The 16,022-nt window shown below is 36.6% G+C and carries 15 protein-coding genes; 6 read left to right on the top strand and 9 right to left on the bottom strand.

Translation table 11 applies throughout. The features are described from left to right. Window positions 1-3 precede the first annotated feature (3 nt). On the top strand, window positions 4-999 hold the full coding sequence (locus AC6CHH_RS03875) for a sugar phosphate isomerase/epimerase family protein (protein ID WP_498279928.1): 996 nt from the start codon (window positions 4-6) through the stop codon (window positions 997-999). 79 nt (window positions 1,000-1,078) lie between these two features. On the opposite strand, the gene purE is transcribed toward AC6CHH_RS03875, so the two are convergent. The 7 genes from purE to AC6CHH_RS03840 form a co-directional block, all read right to left on the bottom strand. Further along, complete coding sequence (gene purE, locus AC6CHH_RS03870; RefSeq protein ID WP_498279926.1) at window positions 1,079-1,579, bottom strand: 5-(carboxyamino)imidazole ribonucleotide mutase; 501 nt, start codon at window positions 1,577-1,579, stop codon at window positions 1,079-1,081. Window positions 1,580-1,593: 14 nt separating this feature from the next. Further along, window positions 1,594-2,736, bottom strand: coding sequence for a 5-(carboxyamino)imidazole ribonucleotide synthase (locus AC6CHH_RS03865; RefSeq protein WP_498279924.1), 1,143 nt, complete (start codon window positions 2,734-2,736; stop codon window positions 1,594-1,596). A 7-nt stretch (window positions 2,737-2,743) separates the two neighbouring features. Then, window positions 2,744-3,256 (bottom strand): NADH-quinone oxidoreductase subunit B, encoded by a 513-nt coding sequence (locus tag AC6CHH_RS03860; protein ID WP_498279922.1) that lies wholly within the window; start codon window positions 3,254-3,256, stop codon window positions 2,744-2,746. A 2-nt stretch (window positions 3,257-3,258) separates the two neighbouring features. After that, on the bottom strand, window positions 3,259-3,840 hold the full coding sequence (locus AC6CHH_RS03855; RefSeq protein WP_498279920.1) for an NADH-quinone oxidoreductase subunit A: 582 nt from the start codon (window positions 3,838-3,840) through the stop codon (window positions 3,259-3,261). Between the two features lie 24 nt (window positions 3,841-3,864). Continuing rightward, entirely contained in the window at window positions 3,865-5,208 is a 1,344-nt protein-coding gene (ffh, locus tag AC6CHH_RS03850; protein WP_498279918.1) for a signal recognition particle protein, read from the bottom strand. Between the two features lie 217 nt (window positions 5,209-5,425). Further along, window positions 5,426-6,109, bottom strand: a complete 684-nt coding sequence (locus AC6CHH_RS03845) for a zinc metallopeptidase (RefSeq protein ID WP_498279916.1) — start codon at window positions 6,107-6,109, stop codon at window positions 5,426-5,428. 326 nt (window positions 6,110-6,435) lie between these two features. After that, window positions 6,436-7,143: a class I SAM-dependent methyltransferase gene (locus tag AC6CHH_RS03840; RefSeq protein WP_498279914.1), complete on the bottom strand. Its 708-nt coding sequence runs from the start codon at window positions 7,141-7,143 to the stop codon at window positions 6,436-6,438. Window positions 7,144-7,224: 81 nt separating this feature from the next. Here AC6CHH_RS03840 and AC6CHH_RS03835 point away from each other — a divergent pair, with 81 nt between their 5' ends. Beyond that, entirely contained in the window at window positions 7,225-8,100 is an 876-nt protein-coding gene (locus AC6CHH_RS03835) for a LysR family transcriptional regulator (RefSeq protein ID WP_498279912.1), read from the top strand. Between the two features lie 222 nt (window positions 8,101-8,322). Here the strand turns inward: AC6CHH_RS03835 and AC6CHH_RS03830 are convergent, their stop codons facing one another. Together AC6CHH_RS03830 and glyA are read right to left on the bottom strand one after the other, a co-directional pair. Then, window positions 8,323-8,913, bottom strand: coding sequence for an RNA polymerase sigma factor (locus tag AC6CHH_RS03830; RefSeq protein WP_498279910.1), 591 nt, complete (start codon window positions 8,911-8,913; stop codon window positions 8,323-8,325). Between the two features lie 229 nt (window positions 8,914-9,142). Then, on the bottom strand, window positions 9,143-10,414 hold the full coding sequence (glyA, locus tag AC6CHH_RS03825) for a serine hydroxymethyltransferase (RefSeq protein ID WP_498280392.1): 1,272 nt from the start codon (window positions 10,412-10,414) through the stop codon (window positions 9,143-9,145). Between the two features lie 198 nt (window positions 10,415-10,612). On the opposite strand from glyA, the gene AC6CHH_RS03820 reads away from it, so the two are divergent. From AC6CHH_RS03820 to AC6CHH_RS03805, 4 genes are all read left to right on the top strand, one after another. Further along, a complete protein-coding gene (locus AC6CHH_RS03820; RefSeq protein WP_498279908.1) occupies window positions 10,613-11,245 on the top strand; it encodes an RNA-guided endonuclease TnpB family protein in 633 nt (210 codons plus the stop codon). A gap of 266 nt (window positions 11,246-11,511) precedes the next feature. Next, window positions 11,512-11,865 (top strand): HesB/IscA family protein, encoded by a 354-nt coding sequence (locus AC6CHH_RS03815; RefSeq protein ID WP_498279906.1) that lies wholly within the window; start codon window positions 11,512-11,514, stop codon window positions 11,863-11,865. 354 nt (window positions 11,866-12,219) lie between these two features. After that, on the top strand, window positions 12,220-15,633 hold the full coding sequence (gene ileS / locus AC6CHH_RS03810) for an isoleucine--tRNA ligase (protein WP_498279904.1): 3,414 nt from the start codon (window positions 12,220-12,222) through the stop codon (window positions 15,631-15,633). Between the two features lie 2 nt (window positions 15,634-15,635). Next, window positions 15,636-16,019: a TraR/DksA family transcriptional regulator gene (locus AC6CHH_RS03805; protein ID WP_498279902.1), complete on the top strand. Its 384-nt coding sequence runs from the start codon at window positions 15,636-15,638 to the stop codon at window positions 16,017-16,019. The last annotated feature ends 3 nt before the right edge of the window (window positions 16,020-16,022 follow it).

Here is a 16,022-nt window from a genome sequence, read left to right as displayed (position 1 = left end):
TAAATGACACACTCAAGAAGAAATTTTATTAGACTAGCTAGCCTAGGTTTAGTTGGAGGGTTAGTTGCTCCACATTTGATTTCTTGCGACAGCATGAATTCTAAATCGGGCTCACCTTTAAAAAGTATAGGTCTTCAACTATATACGCTTCGGGAGCTATTATCACAAAATCCCAAAGAAGTTATTAAATCAGTAGCCACCATCGGATACAGCCATGTAGAAACCTACGGAGCAGATCCAACAAATGGCACTTTTTGGGGGTTAAGTGTAGACGAACTCAAAAAATTATTAAACGATAATGATTTAAAGACACATAGTGGACATTATGATTTAGGAAAATACCTAAGTAAAGATCATCAAGATAAAGAAAACCTCGAAAAGTATATTGAGATTGCTCATAACCTCGGCCAAGAATATATAATCGCTCCTGTCCCACCTATGGACAAACTCAATTCGTTAACTGTTTCTGACTATCAATATATGGCGGATCAGCTTAACAAAGCAGGTGAAATGGCAAAAAAAGCAGGTGTTAAAATCGGTTATCATAACCATTTTTGGGAATTTAAAGCCTTTGGAAATGGGACCAAAGGACTAGACATTCTTTTGGCATTCACAGAACCTGATCTTGTGGTCTTTGAGTTGGATTTATTTTGGATTAAAAAAGCGGGAGAAAGCCCTCAGTCCTATTTTTCAAAATATCCTGGTAGATTCCCGTTATGGCATGTCAAGGATATGGATAGAGCGGTCTCAAATCCACTTGAGCAAAATAAATTTGACCCTAGAACTGGTAAGCGAGACACTTTGAATTTAGAACAGGTTCTCAAAGATATTAGATATACTGAGGTGGGATCAGGGAGTATTGATTTTATCAATTTAGCAACATTCGCTAATGAGAGCGGATTAAAATATGCGTTTGTCGAACAGGATGAAATCTATACTCCGGATAAATACAATAGCATCAAAAAGAGCTATGATTATATGCAAAAGAACTTTAAATAGCTATTAATCCAAATGGCCAGCGAAAAACTCATTGGCCATTTGGATTTTATATCCTTTTATACTTTTTAAATCTTGGAAATTAAAAACGAAGTCGCTCTACTTCTTTTGCACTTTCTTCCACTTTTTCCCTTAATTCGTTTTTAAACTTGATGATTTCGCTAACCAAATGATCATCGTAAGTCGCTAATATTTGCGCAGCCAATATGCCGGCATTTTTAGCTGCATTTAAAGCCACTGTAGCAACAGGAATACCATTAGGCATCTGTAGGATAGATAAAACAGAATCCCAACCATCTATCGAATTTGAGGATTTCACAGGCACTCCAATAACTGGAAGATGAGTGATTGAGGCTACCATCCCCGGAAGATGGGCAGCGCCACCCGCACCAGCGATAATTACCTTAATTCCTCGATCGGCAGCTTGTTCTGCGAAATCGAACATCCGCTTAGGTGTACGGTGTGCAGAAACGATACTTATCTCATAGTTTACGCCCAAATATTTTAGAACTTCAATAGCATCTTGCATAACAGGAAGATCTGATTGACTTCCCATAATTACGCTTACCTTCGGATTCTCCATTTTTTTAATATAAATTATGCAATAACTCTAATGATTTTTTGAACTTCTCGTGCAATATCAATAGCCTTTTCTCTATTTTGATTAATGATACAAACATGCCCCATTTTTCGGTAGGGTTTGGTATATTTCTTTCCGTACAAATGGATATATACACCCTCCAATTGAAGGACATCTTCAAGTCCTTCGTATTTAGCAAGTCCTTCGTAACCTTGTTCTCCCAAGAGATTTACCATAATGGCATTTCCTCTGGATGCTGTGTCACCTAAAGGCAAATTAAAAATTGCCCTTAGGTGCTGACCGAATTGAGAGGTATAATTCCCTTCAATAGTTTGATGACCGCTATTATGAGGTCTAGGAGCAAGTTCATTAACTAAGATTTCGCCTGATTTGGTTAGAAACATCTCAACAGCTAATACACCCACAATCTGTAAATCGTTTGCTATCTTTTTAGCAATATTTTCCGCTTTCTCTTGAATTTCTTTCGAATAAGTCGAGGGTGAAATCAAAAATTCAACTAAATTAACTTCTGGGTTAAATTCCATTTCAACCATTGGAAAGCACGATAAATTCCCCTTATCATTACGCGCAACAATAACTGCTATTTCTTTCTCGAAATCAACAATTTCTTCTACTATGCTGGGTTCCTCGAAAGCACCTGTCAAGTCTGTCGCATCGTTTAGTCGCATCACTCCTTTTCCATCATAACCATCTTTACGCAATTTCTGAATAAGGGGAAACGGTATTAAACTGTTTGAGAGTCCTTGTTTATTGCTGATAAATTGAAAAGGAGATGTTGGGATATCATTTTGTTTAAAAAATTGTTTCTGTAAGCCCTTATCTTGAATTAACCGAATAACACGAGATTGCGGATAAACAACAACACCCTGTTCTTCAAGTTTTTCTAAGGCGTCAACATTTACTTTTTCAATCTCAATTGTGATCAAATCTAAATCTTTACCGAAATTATACACGGTGTTAAAATCCGAAAGAGACCCTGTTTCAAACTGATTGCACAAGCGTCTACAAGGTGCATTGGGGTCTGGGTCCAAAACATGTATACTTACATTGAAGTTTATTGCCTCTTGGATAAGCATGCGTCCTAATTGGCCGCCACCTAATATTCCTAAGCGCAAATCACCGTAAAAATCTTTTGCCATAATTATTTTATTGCTGTACTGCCTCAGGAAATATCCTGCCTTGAAGTAAAGACTGTTTTTCTATTTTTTGTTGTAATTCTAAGAACGCACCAATCAAGGCTTCAGGTCTCGGTGGACATCCTTGTACATATATATCAACGGGAATTATTTTATCAACTCCTTTGACCACATGATAGCCATGTTGCCAATAAGGACCACCACAGTTAGAACAAGATCCCATCGAAATAACATATTTCGGATCTGGCATTTGTTCATAAAGCTTTTTTATTCGATCAGCCATTTTAAAGGTAACTGTTCCAGCAATTATAATTACATCTGCTTGTCTTGGTGAAGGACGTGGAAATACGCCTAAACGATCTAAATCATATGTAGAAGCCATCGCTCCCATCATTTCAATTGCACAACAAGCTATTCCAAAACTAACAGGCCACATGGAGGACAATCTCGCCCAGTTTAGCAAATCGTCCATTTTGGCGATGATTACCCCATTATTTTGTTGTAATGTTGAATCTATACTCATGGTTACGAATTTGGGTTCTTAAATTTAGGTCTGAATCCCATCTTTACAGGGGCTGCAACTTTTGGTTCTAAATTATCAAGCAAAGGCTGTACTTTATAATCAATAACCGCGTATTTCTTTTGATTTAATTTCTCATAAACAGCACTCGGAATGTTCACATTCACCACAGGAGTTACATGTCTAGGTTTTATCCAATTAATGTCTCCTCTATTCCAAACATAGATTAGTCCTATAATTAAAACGCCAATAAATATGGCCATTTCGATTAAAGTCAACCATCCCCAGCGCGGATCTATCGCATTTAATTCAGCATGACCAAATACTATTGCCCATGGAAAGATAAAAATCAATTCCACATCAAATAACAAGAAAACCAAAGCAATCACATAAAACCTAGGATTAAACTGAACCCAAGAAGTCCCTAGTGAATCTTCACCACATTCGTAAGTGCTCTGTTTAATTGGGTTTGGATTTTTCGGAGAGAGAATACGAGCCAGTAATATGGTTGCACAAACCAACACAATACCAATGATTGCCATCAATAATATTTTACCGTATTGGGATATCTGTCCGGGGTCCTCCATAAGAAGTTTTCTATAAAATTTATTTTAAAATGGTTTACCAGGCATTTTAGGCATATTACGCATCATTTTAGCAGCCATACTAGGGTTTGACATTTGCTTCATCACTTTACGCATGTCGCCGAACTGCTTCATTAATTTATTTACCTCGTTTAAATCTGTACCGGATCCTTTGGAAATACGAAGTCTTCTCTTTTGATCAATCACATCTGGATTGCTGCGTTCAAAAGGAGTCATAGAATCAATAATCGCTTCAATTGGTTTAAAAGCATCATCGTCTATTTCGACATCTTTAATTGCTTTACCAACACCAGGAATCATACCCATCAAATCCTTCATATTACCCATTTTTTTAATTTGATGGATTTGTGATTTAAAGTCGTTGAAATCAAATTTATTTTTACGTATTTTTTTCTGAAGTTCGGCTGCTTCCTTCTCGTCAAATTGCTGTTGAGCACGTTCAACTAAGGAAACCACATCACCCATACCCAAAATTCTAGAAGCCATACGATCTGGATGAAACACATCCAGGGCTTCCATCTTTTCGCCGGTACCGATAAACTTAATGGGCTTATTGACAACTGATTTAATCGATAAGGCCGCACCACCACGGGTATCACCATCAAGTTTAGTTAAAACTACACCTGTAAAATCCAAGCGATCATTAAATATTTTAGCTGTGTTTACCGCATCCTGACCAGTCATCGAATCCACAACGAATAATATTTCATGCGGATTTGTAGCATTTTTAACAGCAGTGATTTCCTCCATCAAAGGTTCATCAATGGCTAAGCGACCTGCTGTATCAATAATCACAACATTATGACCGGATCTTTTCGCTTCATCTACCCCTGCGGCTGCAATAGCAATGGGATCAGTAGATTCTCTATTTACAAAAACGGGTACTCCAATCTGCTGTCCAAGAACTTCTAGTTGATCAATTGCCGCAGGACGATAAACGTCTCCAGCTACTAACAAAGGTTTTTTACCCTTTTGAGTCTTTAAATAATTAGCTAATTTTCCAGAGAAAGTAGTTTTACCAGCTCCGTTTAAACCTGCTATTAAAATAACAGTAGGGTTTTTGGCAATTTCCAACTCATCAACAGAACCACCCATTAATTGAGTAAGTTCATCGTTCATGATTTTAGTCAGGAGCTGACCAGGAGAGATGCTCGTTAATACATTTTGGCCTAAAGCTTTTTCTTTTACATCGTCAGTAAACGTTTTGGCAGTTTTGTAGTTCACATCGGCATCTAATAATGCCTTGCGAATCTCTTTCATCGTTTCTGCAACGTTAATCTCTGTAATATTGCCTTGCCCTTTAAGTACTTTAAAGGCTCTGTCTAATTTATCTTGTAGATTTGAAAACATCGTATAATCTCTTGAAAATCCTTGCTAAGTCACAAAGTTAATAAATCCAATCGAAAGCTTATCAATTCATTCTTTAAACTTCTCACTAAACGTATTTTAAATTAAAAAAACGAAAATAATCTTATAATAAGCAAATCAGATATGTATAATCAATTGCGATTAAACATTAAACGGGATGAGGAAATATTCCTCACCCCGTTTAATGTTTATATTTTTTTTAGTCCCTTCTTCCGAACAAAATGGAAGCGTAGTAAAGCAAGGTAACTAAAGCCGACAAAGCAGCAACAACATACGTCATAGCAGCCCATTTTAAAGCATCTTTTGCTCCATCATGTTCTTCAGTACTGTTTGTTATCCTTGAAGAATCCAACCAGGCAAGGGCCCGATTTGACGCATCGAACTCAACTGGCAAGGTAATAAAACTAAACACTGTCGTTAAAAACAACGCCCCAACACCAATTGCTAAAACAATTGGATTTTGACTATATGCCATCAATAACACACCAATTAACAACACCCATGTTGTCAGCTTAGAGGCTACTGATACGATCGGCACCATGGATGAACGAAACTGTAACCATGAATAGGCCGCGGCATGTTGAACGGCGTGTCCACATTCATGAGAAGCCACTGCCGCCGCGGCAACACTACGGCCATGGTAAACATCAGGGCTAAGATTTACAGTACGATTAGCAGGATTGTAGTGATCCGTCAATTGTCCTTCAACTGAAATAACCTGTACATCTGTGATTCCATTCTCATTTAACATCTTCTGAGCAATCTCGGCTCCAGAGAGTCCGGATGAAAGTGGCATCTCTGAATATTTCTTAAATTTACTTTTGAATCTGAACTGAACTATCCAGCTCACCAACATGATACCAATAAAAAGAATCCAATACATATCTATAATATTTTATTTTTCTGTTTTTTTGTAACTCTAATATACACTATCAAAATTAATTCCATTAGTGATATGACGACAAAGAAATCAAAAACAGACGGAAAATAAGCCTTTTTTACAGATAAATAGACAAACTGTCATAAACAGATGAATTAATAGATTCCATTTTACTAATCAAACGAATTGAATGGACAGAATCCTACCCGAAGAACCGCTTCCTCCATTGGGAGCATACAAACATTTTCCTTGAGTTGATGAACATATCTAGCCATGATTAAGAAGCACTGAATAAGGATAGGCTTGGCGAGCTAGTGAACAAAAAAGGTTCATTTGTAAGCAACAAATGATGCGAAACAAAGATTTTTATGCAGCAAATCCACCTTATTAAATCCCACTTCTTGCAATAGGTTTAATTGGAATGTGATTGAACGAGGACTATCCTCTTTTTCAATATAATTAAATACATGGTTACGGTAATTCTCATCAACAAGTGAGCTCAAATACGCTCCATACAAATCCTTGTATAGGTAATTTTGCATCTTACTATCTTCTTGGAAAACCAAATCAAACACCCAAATACTCCCCCCTTTTTTAAGTAATCTATATAATTTTGAGAATGTGCTGTACCAGTCCTCTTCTTCACGCAAATGATGAAGAACTGAGGTTGCGATCAATACATCGTAACTATTTTCCACTAGATCAACAGTTCTAAAATCTCCCTTAATACCAATTGCTGACAACGGTTTGTAGGCATTCACTCGCTTTAATGCACGATTAATCATTGGTTGACTTAAATCCAAAAGAGTGAAATTCACATTATTTTTCTTGGTCAGAAGTTTTACCGAATAATTACCTGCTCCACAACCGATATCTAGAAGGTTGATCTTTTCAGGATAATTTTGAGTGATTCCCTGAGTAATCAACTCCATATTAAATAGAGCATCTAAAGTTGTTTGCTGCCCGGTATCAAGATTTGAAAATCGCTCGACATCATTGTTGAATCGTTCTTCAATTTCCTTAATTGTTGATTTCATAGCATTAATTTTTCTCAAAACTACACATATCACTTATGCAATAAAAATACTAAATTTATCACAAATTGATACCTTATAAGTATGGAATTACGACATATTCGCTATTTTCTGACTCTTGCTGAAGAACTTCATTTTGGTAAAGCAGCCCAAAAGCTATTCATTTCCCAACCTCCTTTAAGTCGACAAATCAAAGAGCTTGAGCAAGAACTAGGTGTGCAATTGTTTTCACGAGAAAACCGACGGGTCACGCTCACCACGGCCGGCGAACACTTTCAAAAGGAATCTTTAGCTATAATCAAACATCTTGAGTTAGCAAAATTTCAGACCAATCAAATCCATCATTCATTGGCTGGGGAAATTCGAATAGGCTACATCAGCTCAATCAACAAGAAAATTCTAGGTTTCCTGATCAAAAAATTAAACAGTCAATATCCTTTTTTGCAAACAAAACTATTTGAGTTATCGAGCAATCAACAATTGGAGGCTTTAATTGATCAGAAGATGGACATAGGGATCATTCGTGCGCCCATCTCCTCCCCATTAATCCAGACAGAGAAGTTATACGACGATGGATTTTCTCTTGTTTATCCAAAAGGATTCACATTACCCAAAGATCTATCCAAATTATCTTCTGAATCCTTTATTTCCTTCCATGCCGATTATGCACCTGTTTACCACAATCATATGTTAGCGTATTGCGCGGAACTCGGTTTTTCACCGTTGATGCGTCATCAATGCAATAATATGTCATCGATTATAGAATTTGTTCAGCTTGATTTAGGTATCAGTGTAGTCCCAAAATCTTTAATCCAACAATATGAACATCTTAGTTTAAATTTTTTAAGCTTAAAAGATTCCACATTAAAAACGGACATTATTTTAGCACACGCCAGAGAAAACAAACATCCTGCATTAGCGCATATCCGTTCTTTAATTCGAGAGTTATTCACACCATGAAGCAAAATATTGCGCGAAGGAATCAAAAAAAAGAAAAGTTTTTCTTTTTTTACTATTGAATTCAAGAGAATAGCTTGTAAATAGCTTTGGTAAATCATCACTAAAGAAGAGTTATTTTACATTAAAAGATCAAGTAAAACTGTTTTTACTTGATCTTTTATAAATGAATACTTATTCATATTTGAAGAAGTAATCCACGATCTTAACTATGTGATTCCAGAATTATCCTAATTGGAACAACATATTATTTTCTTCTATCATTTTACGAAGGTTAGCCAAAGCATATCGCATTCGTCCAAGTGCGGTATTGATACTAACTTCAGTGATATCTGCAATATCTTTAAAACTCATGTCGCAAAATAACCTCATAATCAGCACCTCCTTTTGATCATCAGGCAATAATTGTATGATTTTCTTCAGGTCCACATCACGTTGATCTTTTAGAATCTTTGTTTCCACATTCTCATCTGAAAATTGAAGGACTTCAAAGATATCAAAGCCATCATTGCTCACGATATTAGGCGCTCTTTTTTCTCTTCTGAAATGATCAATTACCATATTATGTGCTATACGCATAACCCAAGGTAAAAATTTACCCTCATCATTATAGCGTCCGGCTTTTAAGGTATTGATAACTTTAATAAAAGTTTCCTGAAAAATATCTTCTGCGAGATATTGATCCTTTACTTGATGATAAATTGAGGAATAGACTTTGGTCTTGTACCGTTCCAATAGAACTTGCAAAGCTCTCTCCTGCCCCTTAACATACGCTTGTACCAATTCCTGGTCACTCATTTTATTCAATAGTTTCATAATTTTTCCTCCACAAAACCTGTTAGAGTCTTCTATGTCTTTGTAATATTTTAGTTTAAGCGTATTTGTGTTTAATAGGCAGTTTATTTAAATAGTGAAATCAAAGAGAAATAAAATTTCCGGGTATTCAAAAAAAACGTTTTTCTTTTAACATTTCTTCACACAACAGGAACAACAAAAATGGCTCCAAAGTTTTCCTTTGAAGCCATTTTTTTAAATGTTATTTTTTTTATTTATACAATGGAAATTCAGCCATCATAGATCGAACCTTATTGTGGATGCTTTCTAAAGCAGCTTGATCTCCACGATTTATTAAAGCTTCATCAATAAATTCACCAATTTGAATAATTTCAGACTCTTTAATTCCGCGTGAGGTGATTGCGGCTGTCCCAAAACGAACTCCTGAGGTAACAAACGGCGAACGGCTATCGAAAGGAACCATATTTTTATTGGTGGTAATTCCTGCCAATCCCAATACAGCCTCAGCTTCTTTACCAGAAATGTCTTTATTTCTTAAGTCAACAAGCATTAAGTGGTTATCAGTTCCACCCGAGATAATGTTATAGTCTTTGTCAACGAAAAATTGCGCTAAAACTGCAGCATTTTTCTTGACCTGGGTAATGTATGTTAAATAATCATCGGAAAGCGCCTCACCATAAGCAATCGCCTTTGCAGCAATTGTATGCTCTAAAGGTCCGCCCTGAGTTCCTGGAAATACGGCAAGATCTAAAAGTTGAGTGATGGTACGAGTTTCACCTTTTGGAGTTTTAATTCCCCATGGATTTTCAAAATCCTCGCCCACCATGATCATTCCTCCACGTGGTCCACGTAGGGTTTTATGTGTTGTTGTTGTTACAATATGGCAGTGAGGAATTGGATCATTCAATAATCCCCGAGCAATGAGTCCTGCAGGATGAGAAACATCCGCTACAACTAAAGCTCCAATTTGATCAGCCACGGCACGAATTCTTGCATAATCCCAATCACGAGAATAAGCAGAAGCACCGCAAATAATAACCTTAGGCTTCTCTGTTAATGCAATTTCTTCTAGTTGTTCATAATCAATTAAACCAGTATCTTGTTTTACACCATAAAATAAGGGTTGATAAAGTTTTCCAGAGAAATTGGCAGGTGAACCGTGTGTCAGGTGACCACCATGTGAAAGGTCAAACCCTAAAATTTTATCTCCAGGTTTCAAAATGGCTAAAAATACAGCTGCATTGGCTTGCGCACCGGAGTGAGGTTGAACATTTACCCATGCTGCGCCAAACAATTTCTTAGCACGATCAATTGCGATAGTTTCAATCTTATCAACTACTTCACAACCACCATAATAACGCTTACCCGGAAGTCCTTCAGCATATTTATTGGTTAAAACTGAGCCAGCAGCTTCCATCACTTGCTTGCTAACAAAGTTTTCTGAAGCGATTAATTCTATACCTTCTTCTTGGCGTTTTTGCTCTTCAGCAATTAGATTAAAAATGGATTGATCTCTTTCCATATTGAAACTCATTTATAGGGAATATTTAATTATTTCGATTTAGTTGCAAATATAGATAATTACAAAGAATTGCTTTTATAATTAACTAACTTTTATATGTTAAATTCCGATTTTGCAATTTTTTTAATCAAACAACCTGATTTTCGATATTCATAAAAATGCTGCTTTCCCTTAATTTTAAAATTAAAATATTGCCTATTGAAAGTAAAATTGCTTCCAACAGCTCAACAAGCAGCCTTGCTTCTGGAAACCTTTCGGGAAACAAACCTTGCTTGCGATGCGATTTCTGAAGTCGCATGGATTAATCAATACAGAGAAAGAAGACAACAGGTTCGTAGTTCTATTCAAGGCAAAGGCACACGCAGCTCCAAAAGGTTGAGCAAACGGCTTAGTGGCAAAAAACGAACAACATCTGCTATTATCAACCACACCATTTCCAAATCGATTGTAAAATCCGCTAAGGATAAAAGACAAGGGATTACTATTGAAAACCTGACTAACATCCGTTTTAGTTCGAAACCTAGAAATAAAAAGTTTAGAACAAAACTTGGTCGTTGGTCTTTTGGTCAGCTGCGTTCCTTTCTGGAATACAAATCTCTTTTGAATGGTGTTAAGTTGATCGTTGTAGCACCTCAGTACACCTCCCAAACCTGTAATTGCTGCAGATATATTGGTAAAAGAACCAATAAGGTTTTTAAGTGTATAAATAAAAATTGCAAAGTGAATGTGATTGATGCGGACTGTAATGCCGCTCAAAACATTGCTTTGCTTGGGGCGGCTGTAAATCTGCCCGAAAGATGCAATATCTATAGTTGTACTGTGCATTATTGATATCAAAAGCCCATGCCATCACAAAGTGTGCGTGGGTAGTTTACACATTCTAAGTTTTGATACTATTTTCCAAACCACATTAAACATCGGGTCTGTGTCGCCCGAAATCAAAAAACCTATTAATGAAACTCTATTACAGATTTTTTGAACATTATTTCCACCAAAAGCCCTGGGAGTGTGTTTGTTCTTTGTCAAAAAATGTTATATCAATAAAGAAAACTTAAAATTATGTATTTTTGTAGGAATAATTAATACAAGGAATTCATATGGCTTCAGAAAATTTGACAGTTGCAGCTCCGGTAACTTTGACCCAGGGTGCATTAAAAGAATTAAAAAAACTGATTGACCAGCAGGAAATCAGTGAGAATTTTGGTTTACGAGTTGGTGTTGAGGGCGGAGGATGTTCAGGGATGAGCTATATTTTAGGGTTTGATCAAAAAAAAGAAGGCGATTCTGAATATGATATTCAAGGAATCCGTGTTTTTATGAATAAATCACACGGTCTCTATCTTGCTGGAATGGAAATTGATTTTAAAAATGGTCTTGAAGCTCGTGGATTCACCTTCAACAACCCAAATGCTTCTAGCACTTGTGGATGTGGTAGTAGTTTCTCCGCATAAACATCAATCCTCTTTGGGAACTTTTGGAATGACAATTCCATTATGTTAAATTGGGCCGGATTCATCCAGGCTTCCTGAAGAGTATTTTATTGTATGATTTGCCCGGGAGGTTAAAATAATTTCCTCCATTTCTACAGAAATGCTAACGATGAGTCTAACCATCCCACCTTGATGTGATTAGATACGCACTCACTATTTTGTAATAATGTGACCTTTTGTGCAGTCATTTTTAAACACTTTAGGCAATTCAGTGTGAAGTAATCTTTAAATCTTTATCTAAAGTATCAGCACTATTTCACCTTTACTTTTAATTCACTAAATTAGCGACCTTTAAAAATCTGATTTGAGAGCGTAATGTATAAGGAATATAAGCAGTTAAATTTACCAGAAATTGGGAAGGAAATATTAAAACGTTGGGAAGTAGAGGATATTTTTGCAAAAAGCATTTCCAATCGTCCTGGCAGTAAGACATACACTTTCTATGAAGGACCTCCTTCGGCAAATGGAATGCCTGGGATTCACCATGTAATGGGGAGAACTATAAAAGACATATTTTGTCGTTACAAAACTTTAAAAGGATTCCAAGTAAAGCGTAAAGGCGGATGGGATACACATGGACTCCCTATTGAACTTGCTGTTGAAAAAACCTTAGGTATTACTAAAGAAGATATTGGTAAAAAAATCTCTGTTGAGCAGTACAATGAGGCCTGCCGCAAAGAAGTAATGAAATACACTGATGTTTGGAATACCTTAACTCAAAAAATGGGATACTGGGTGGATTTGGAAAATCCATACATTACCTATGATAACAAGTATATTGAAACGTTATGGTTTTTGTTAAAGGATCTATACAAAAAAGGCCTTTTGTATAAAGGGTATACAATACAACCTTACTCTCCTGCTGCTGGTACAGGACTGAGTTCACACGAACTTAATCAACCAGGAACATACAAAGATGTTAAAGACACCACAATTGTAGCGCAGTTCAGATTAGACAAGCAACAAATTCATCCTGCAGTCGATCTTCTATTAGATTCGACGGAAGAGGATCTTGTATTTTTAGCCTGGACAACTACACCTTGGACTTTACCCAGTAATTCAGCTTTGGTTGTTGGAAAAAATATCGATTACGTAAAAATTAAAACCTTCAATCAATACACCGGTCTTCCTGTCTCGGTTGTATTAGCAAAAAATTTAATTTCAAAGCATTTCAAAGCAGAAGGTCAACAAAAATCTTTTCAAGATTTCAATTTAGGGGATAAAATAATACCTTGGGAAATTGCTGCAGAATTTAATGGGGCTGATTTAGCAGGTTTACGCTACCATCAGTTATTACCTTATATTACCTCTGAAGAGTTGCTGGAAAAAGCCTTTAAGATAATTATCGGTGATTTCGTGACGACTGAGGATGGTACTGGGATTGTTCATGCTGCCCCAAGTTATGGTGCTGATGACTTCCGTGTAGCTAAAGAGAACGGCATCCCTGCAATCATGGTCCAGGATGAAAACGGCAAGGAAGTCCCCACCGTAGACCGAACCGGACGTTTTGTAAAAGAAATATCAGATTTCGCCGGCCGTTTCGTTAAAGAAGAATATTATTCACCTCAGGAGCGTGAACAAAAGGATTTTAGACCAACGGATGTACTAATTGCTATTAAACTGAAGGAAGAAAATAAAGCATTTGATGTAAAAAAATACGAACACACCTATCCTCACTGTTGGCGTACTGACAAACCCGTGCTCTACTATCCACTGGATAGTTGGTTTATCAAAACCACTGCGAAAAAAAATGAGTTAGTCGCTTTAAATAAAACGATCAACTGGAAGCCAGAAGCTACCGGATCAGGTCGTTTTGGAAATTGGTTAGAAAATCTGGTCGATTGGAATCTTTCACGTTCTCGGTATTGGGGAACTCCCCTTCCGATATGGAGGAGCGAAGATGAAAATGAAGAAATTTGTATAGGCTCAATGCTTGAACTAAAGTCTTTGTTAGAGGAATCTATTCAGTCTGGAATTCTAACAGAGAGTGAAAAATCAACCAATCAAGCCTACCTAGATAAATTCGGAACGGAAAAATTGGATCTCCATAGACCGTATGTTGATGATATCATTTTGGTTTCCCCAGGATCTCAAAAGTTGTATCGTGAGCCTGATCTGATTGATGTATGGTTTGACTCAGGAGCAATGCCGTATGCACAATGGGGCTTGGATTACGATAAATTAGAAAAAGGCGATCCGCTTCCTTTTAACAAGCAATATGAATCTTCTTTCCCAGCTGACTTTATTGCTGAGGGGGTGGACCAGACAAGGGGTTGGTTTTTTACGCTGCACGCCATCTCAACAATGGTACAAAATTCAGTTGCATTCAAAAATGTTGTATCCAACGGTTTAGTACTGGATAAAAATGGCAACAAAATGTCAAAACGTTTGGGAAATGGAGTAGACCCCTTTACAACGATTGACAAATATTCGGCTGATGCTACTCGTTGGTATATGATTAGCAATGCTGCACCTTGGGATAATTTAAAATTCAATGAAGATAGTTTGGATGAGGTTCGACGCAAATTTTTCGGAACCCTCTATAACACTTATGCATTCTTTGCTTTATACGCAAATATCGACAAATTCAGTTATTCAGAACCAGATATTGCAGTTGCCAACCGACCTGAAATCGATCGTTGGATACTATCTCTCTTAAACAGTTTGACTCAGGAAGTTGACGCATATTTTGAAGAATACGAACCAACAAAAGCGGCAAGAGCTATCCAAAATTTTGTAGATGAACATCTGAGTAATTGGTTCGTAAGGTTATCCCGTCGACGATTCTGGAAAGGTGATTATTCTGCTGATAAAATCTCAGCATATCAAACTTTATATACATGTTTGGATACCATTGCTAAATTGATGTCTCCTATTTCACCTTTTTTTGCAGATCAATTGTATTTGGATTTAAATGCAGTTACTAAAAAAGAATCTTTCGAGTCAGTTCACTTAGCAAACTTTCCAGAGTACCATAAAAACCTGGTGGACAAAGACCTTGAAGAGCAGATGGAACTTGCACAGCAAATTTCTTCGTTAGCTTTGTCTTTGCGAAAAAAATCAAGCATAAATGTTCGCCAACCCTTAAGTAAAATATTACTTCCAGTTTTGGATAATAGTTTTCAGCAGAAAGTAGAGCGTGTAAAAGATTTGATTCTTTCTGAAACAAACATAAAGGACATCGAGTTTATCATTGACACCACTGGAATTATAAAGAAGAAAATTAAACCAAACTTTAAAGCTTTAGGGGCAAAAGTTGGAAAGGATATGAAAATTGTCACAAGTGCAATTCAACGTTTAGATATCCAACAAATCAGTGAGCTTGAAAACAGAGGCAAAATTGCATTGAATGGCACAGAATATGTAATAAGCCTTGAAGATGTAGAAATCATTGCAGAGGACGTTGAAGGGTGGCAGGTCGCCAATTTAGGCAAGTTAACAGTGGCATTGGATATACAAATTACACCGGAATTGAAAAATGAAGGAATTGCTAGAGAGTTGATTAATCGAATTCAAAACTTACGAAAAGAAAAAGGATTTGAGGTCACCGATCGCATAAAAGTGATATTAAGTCAAAATACTGAAATTCAAAAAGCTGTAGATAATAATTTGTCGTATATTTGTACGGAAATTTTAGCTGACACTTTTCAATTTGATAACACGCTGGCACACGGGGATGCAATTGAAATAGATGAGAAGAATTTATTGCTAATTATTGATAAAATTTAATCATGGGAAACACAGAGAAAACAAGATACAGTGACAATGAGCTACAAGAATTTAAAGCAATAATTCTTGAGAAATTACGTGTTGCCAGAGAAGAGTTGTCGTCATTGACAAAATCTCTTAGCAATAGCAATGCGAATGGCACAGACGATACAGCCGGCACTTATAAGACATTAGAGGATGGGTCTGCAACCTTGGAAAAGGAACAAACAAATCAATTAGCTGCCCGTCAGAAAAAATTTATTGATAATCTAGAAGCTGCTTTAATTCGTATTGAAAACAAGACTTATGGAATCTGTAGAGAAACTGGCAAATTAATCCAAAAGGAAAGGTTAAAGGCAGTACCTCATACTACATTGAGTATTGAGGCTAAAAACAAACAATATTAAGTA

The organism is Sphingobacterium sp. GQ94 (genome assembly GCF_059758715.1).
Note: the sequence above shows the minus strand (reverse complement) of the source record. Positions and strands in the feature narration are given on the sequence as shown.

Excerpts from the sequence above, each read along its gene's own strand:
- AC6CHH_RS03875 (WP_498279928.1), top strand. The coding sequence starts at position 4 with ATGACACACTCAAGAAGAAATTTTATTAGACTAGCTAGCCTAGGTTTA.
- purE (WP_498279926.1), bottom strand. The coding sequence starts at position 1,579 with ATGGAGAATCCGAAGGTAAGCGTAATTATGGGAAGTCAATCAGATCTT.
- AC6CHH_RS03865 (WP_498279924.1), bottom strand. The coding sequence starts at position 2,736 with ATGGCAAAAGATTTTTACGGTGATTTGCGCTTAGGAATATTAGGTGGC.
- AC6CHH_RS03860 (WP_498279922.1), bottom strand. The coding sequence starts at position 3,256 with ATGAGTATAGATTCAACATTACAACAAAATAATGGGGTAATCATCGCC.
- AC6CHH_RS03855 (WP_498279920.1), bottom strand. The coding sequence starts at position 3,840 with ATGGAGGACCCCGGACAGATATCCCAATACGGTAAAATATTATTGATG.
- ffh (WP_498279918.1), bottom strand. The coding sequence starts at position 5,208 with ATGTTTTCAAATCTACAAGATAAATTAGACAGAGCCTTTAAAGTACTT.
- AC6CHH_RS03845 (WP_498279916.1), bottom strand. The coding sequence starts at position 6,109 with ATGTATTGGATTCTTTTTATTGGTATCATGTTGGTGAGCTGGATAGTT.
- AC6CHH_RS03840 (WP_498279914.1), bottom strand. The coding sequence starts at position 7,143 with ATGAAATCAACAATTAAGGAAATTGAAGAACGATTCAACAATGATGTC.
- AC6CHH_RS03835 (WP_498279912.1), top strand. The coding sequence starts at position 7,225 with ATGGAATTACGACATATTCGCTATTTTCTGACTCTTGCTGAAGAACTT.
- AC6CHH_RS03830 (WP_498279910.1), bottom strand. The coding sequence starts at position 8,913 with ATGAAACTATTGAATAAAATGAGTGACCAGGAATTGGTACAAGCGTAT.
- glyA (WP_498280392.1), bottom strand. The coding sequence starts at position 10,414 with ATGGAAAGAGATCAATCCATTTTTAATCTAATTGCTGAAGAGCAAAAA.
- AC6CHH_RS03815 (WP_498279906.1), top strand. The coding sequence starts at position 11,512 with ATGGCTTCAGAAAATTTGACAGTTGCAGCTCCGGTAACTTTGACCCAG.
- ileS (WP_498279904.1), top strand. The coding sequence starts at position 12,220 with ATGTATAAGGAATATAAGCAGTTAAATTTACCAGAAATTGGGAAGGAA.
- AC6CHH_RS03805 (WP_498279902.1), top strand. The coding sequence starts at position 15,636 with ATGGGAAACACAGAGAAAACAAGATACAGTGACAATGAGCTACAAGAA.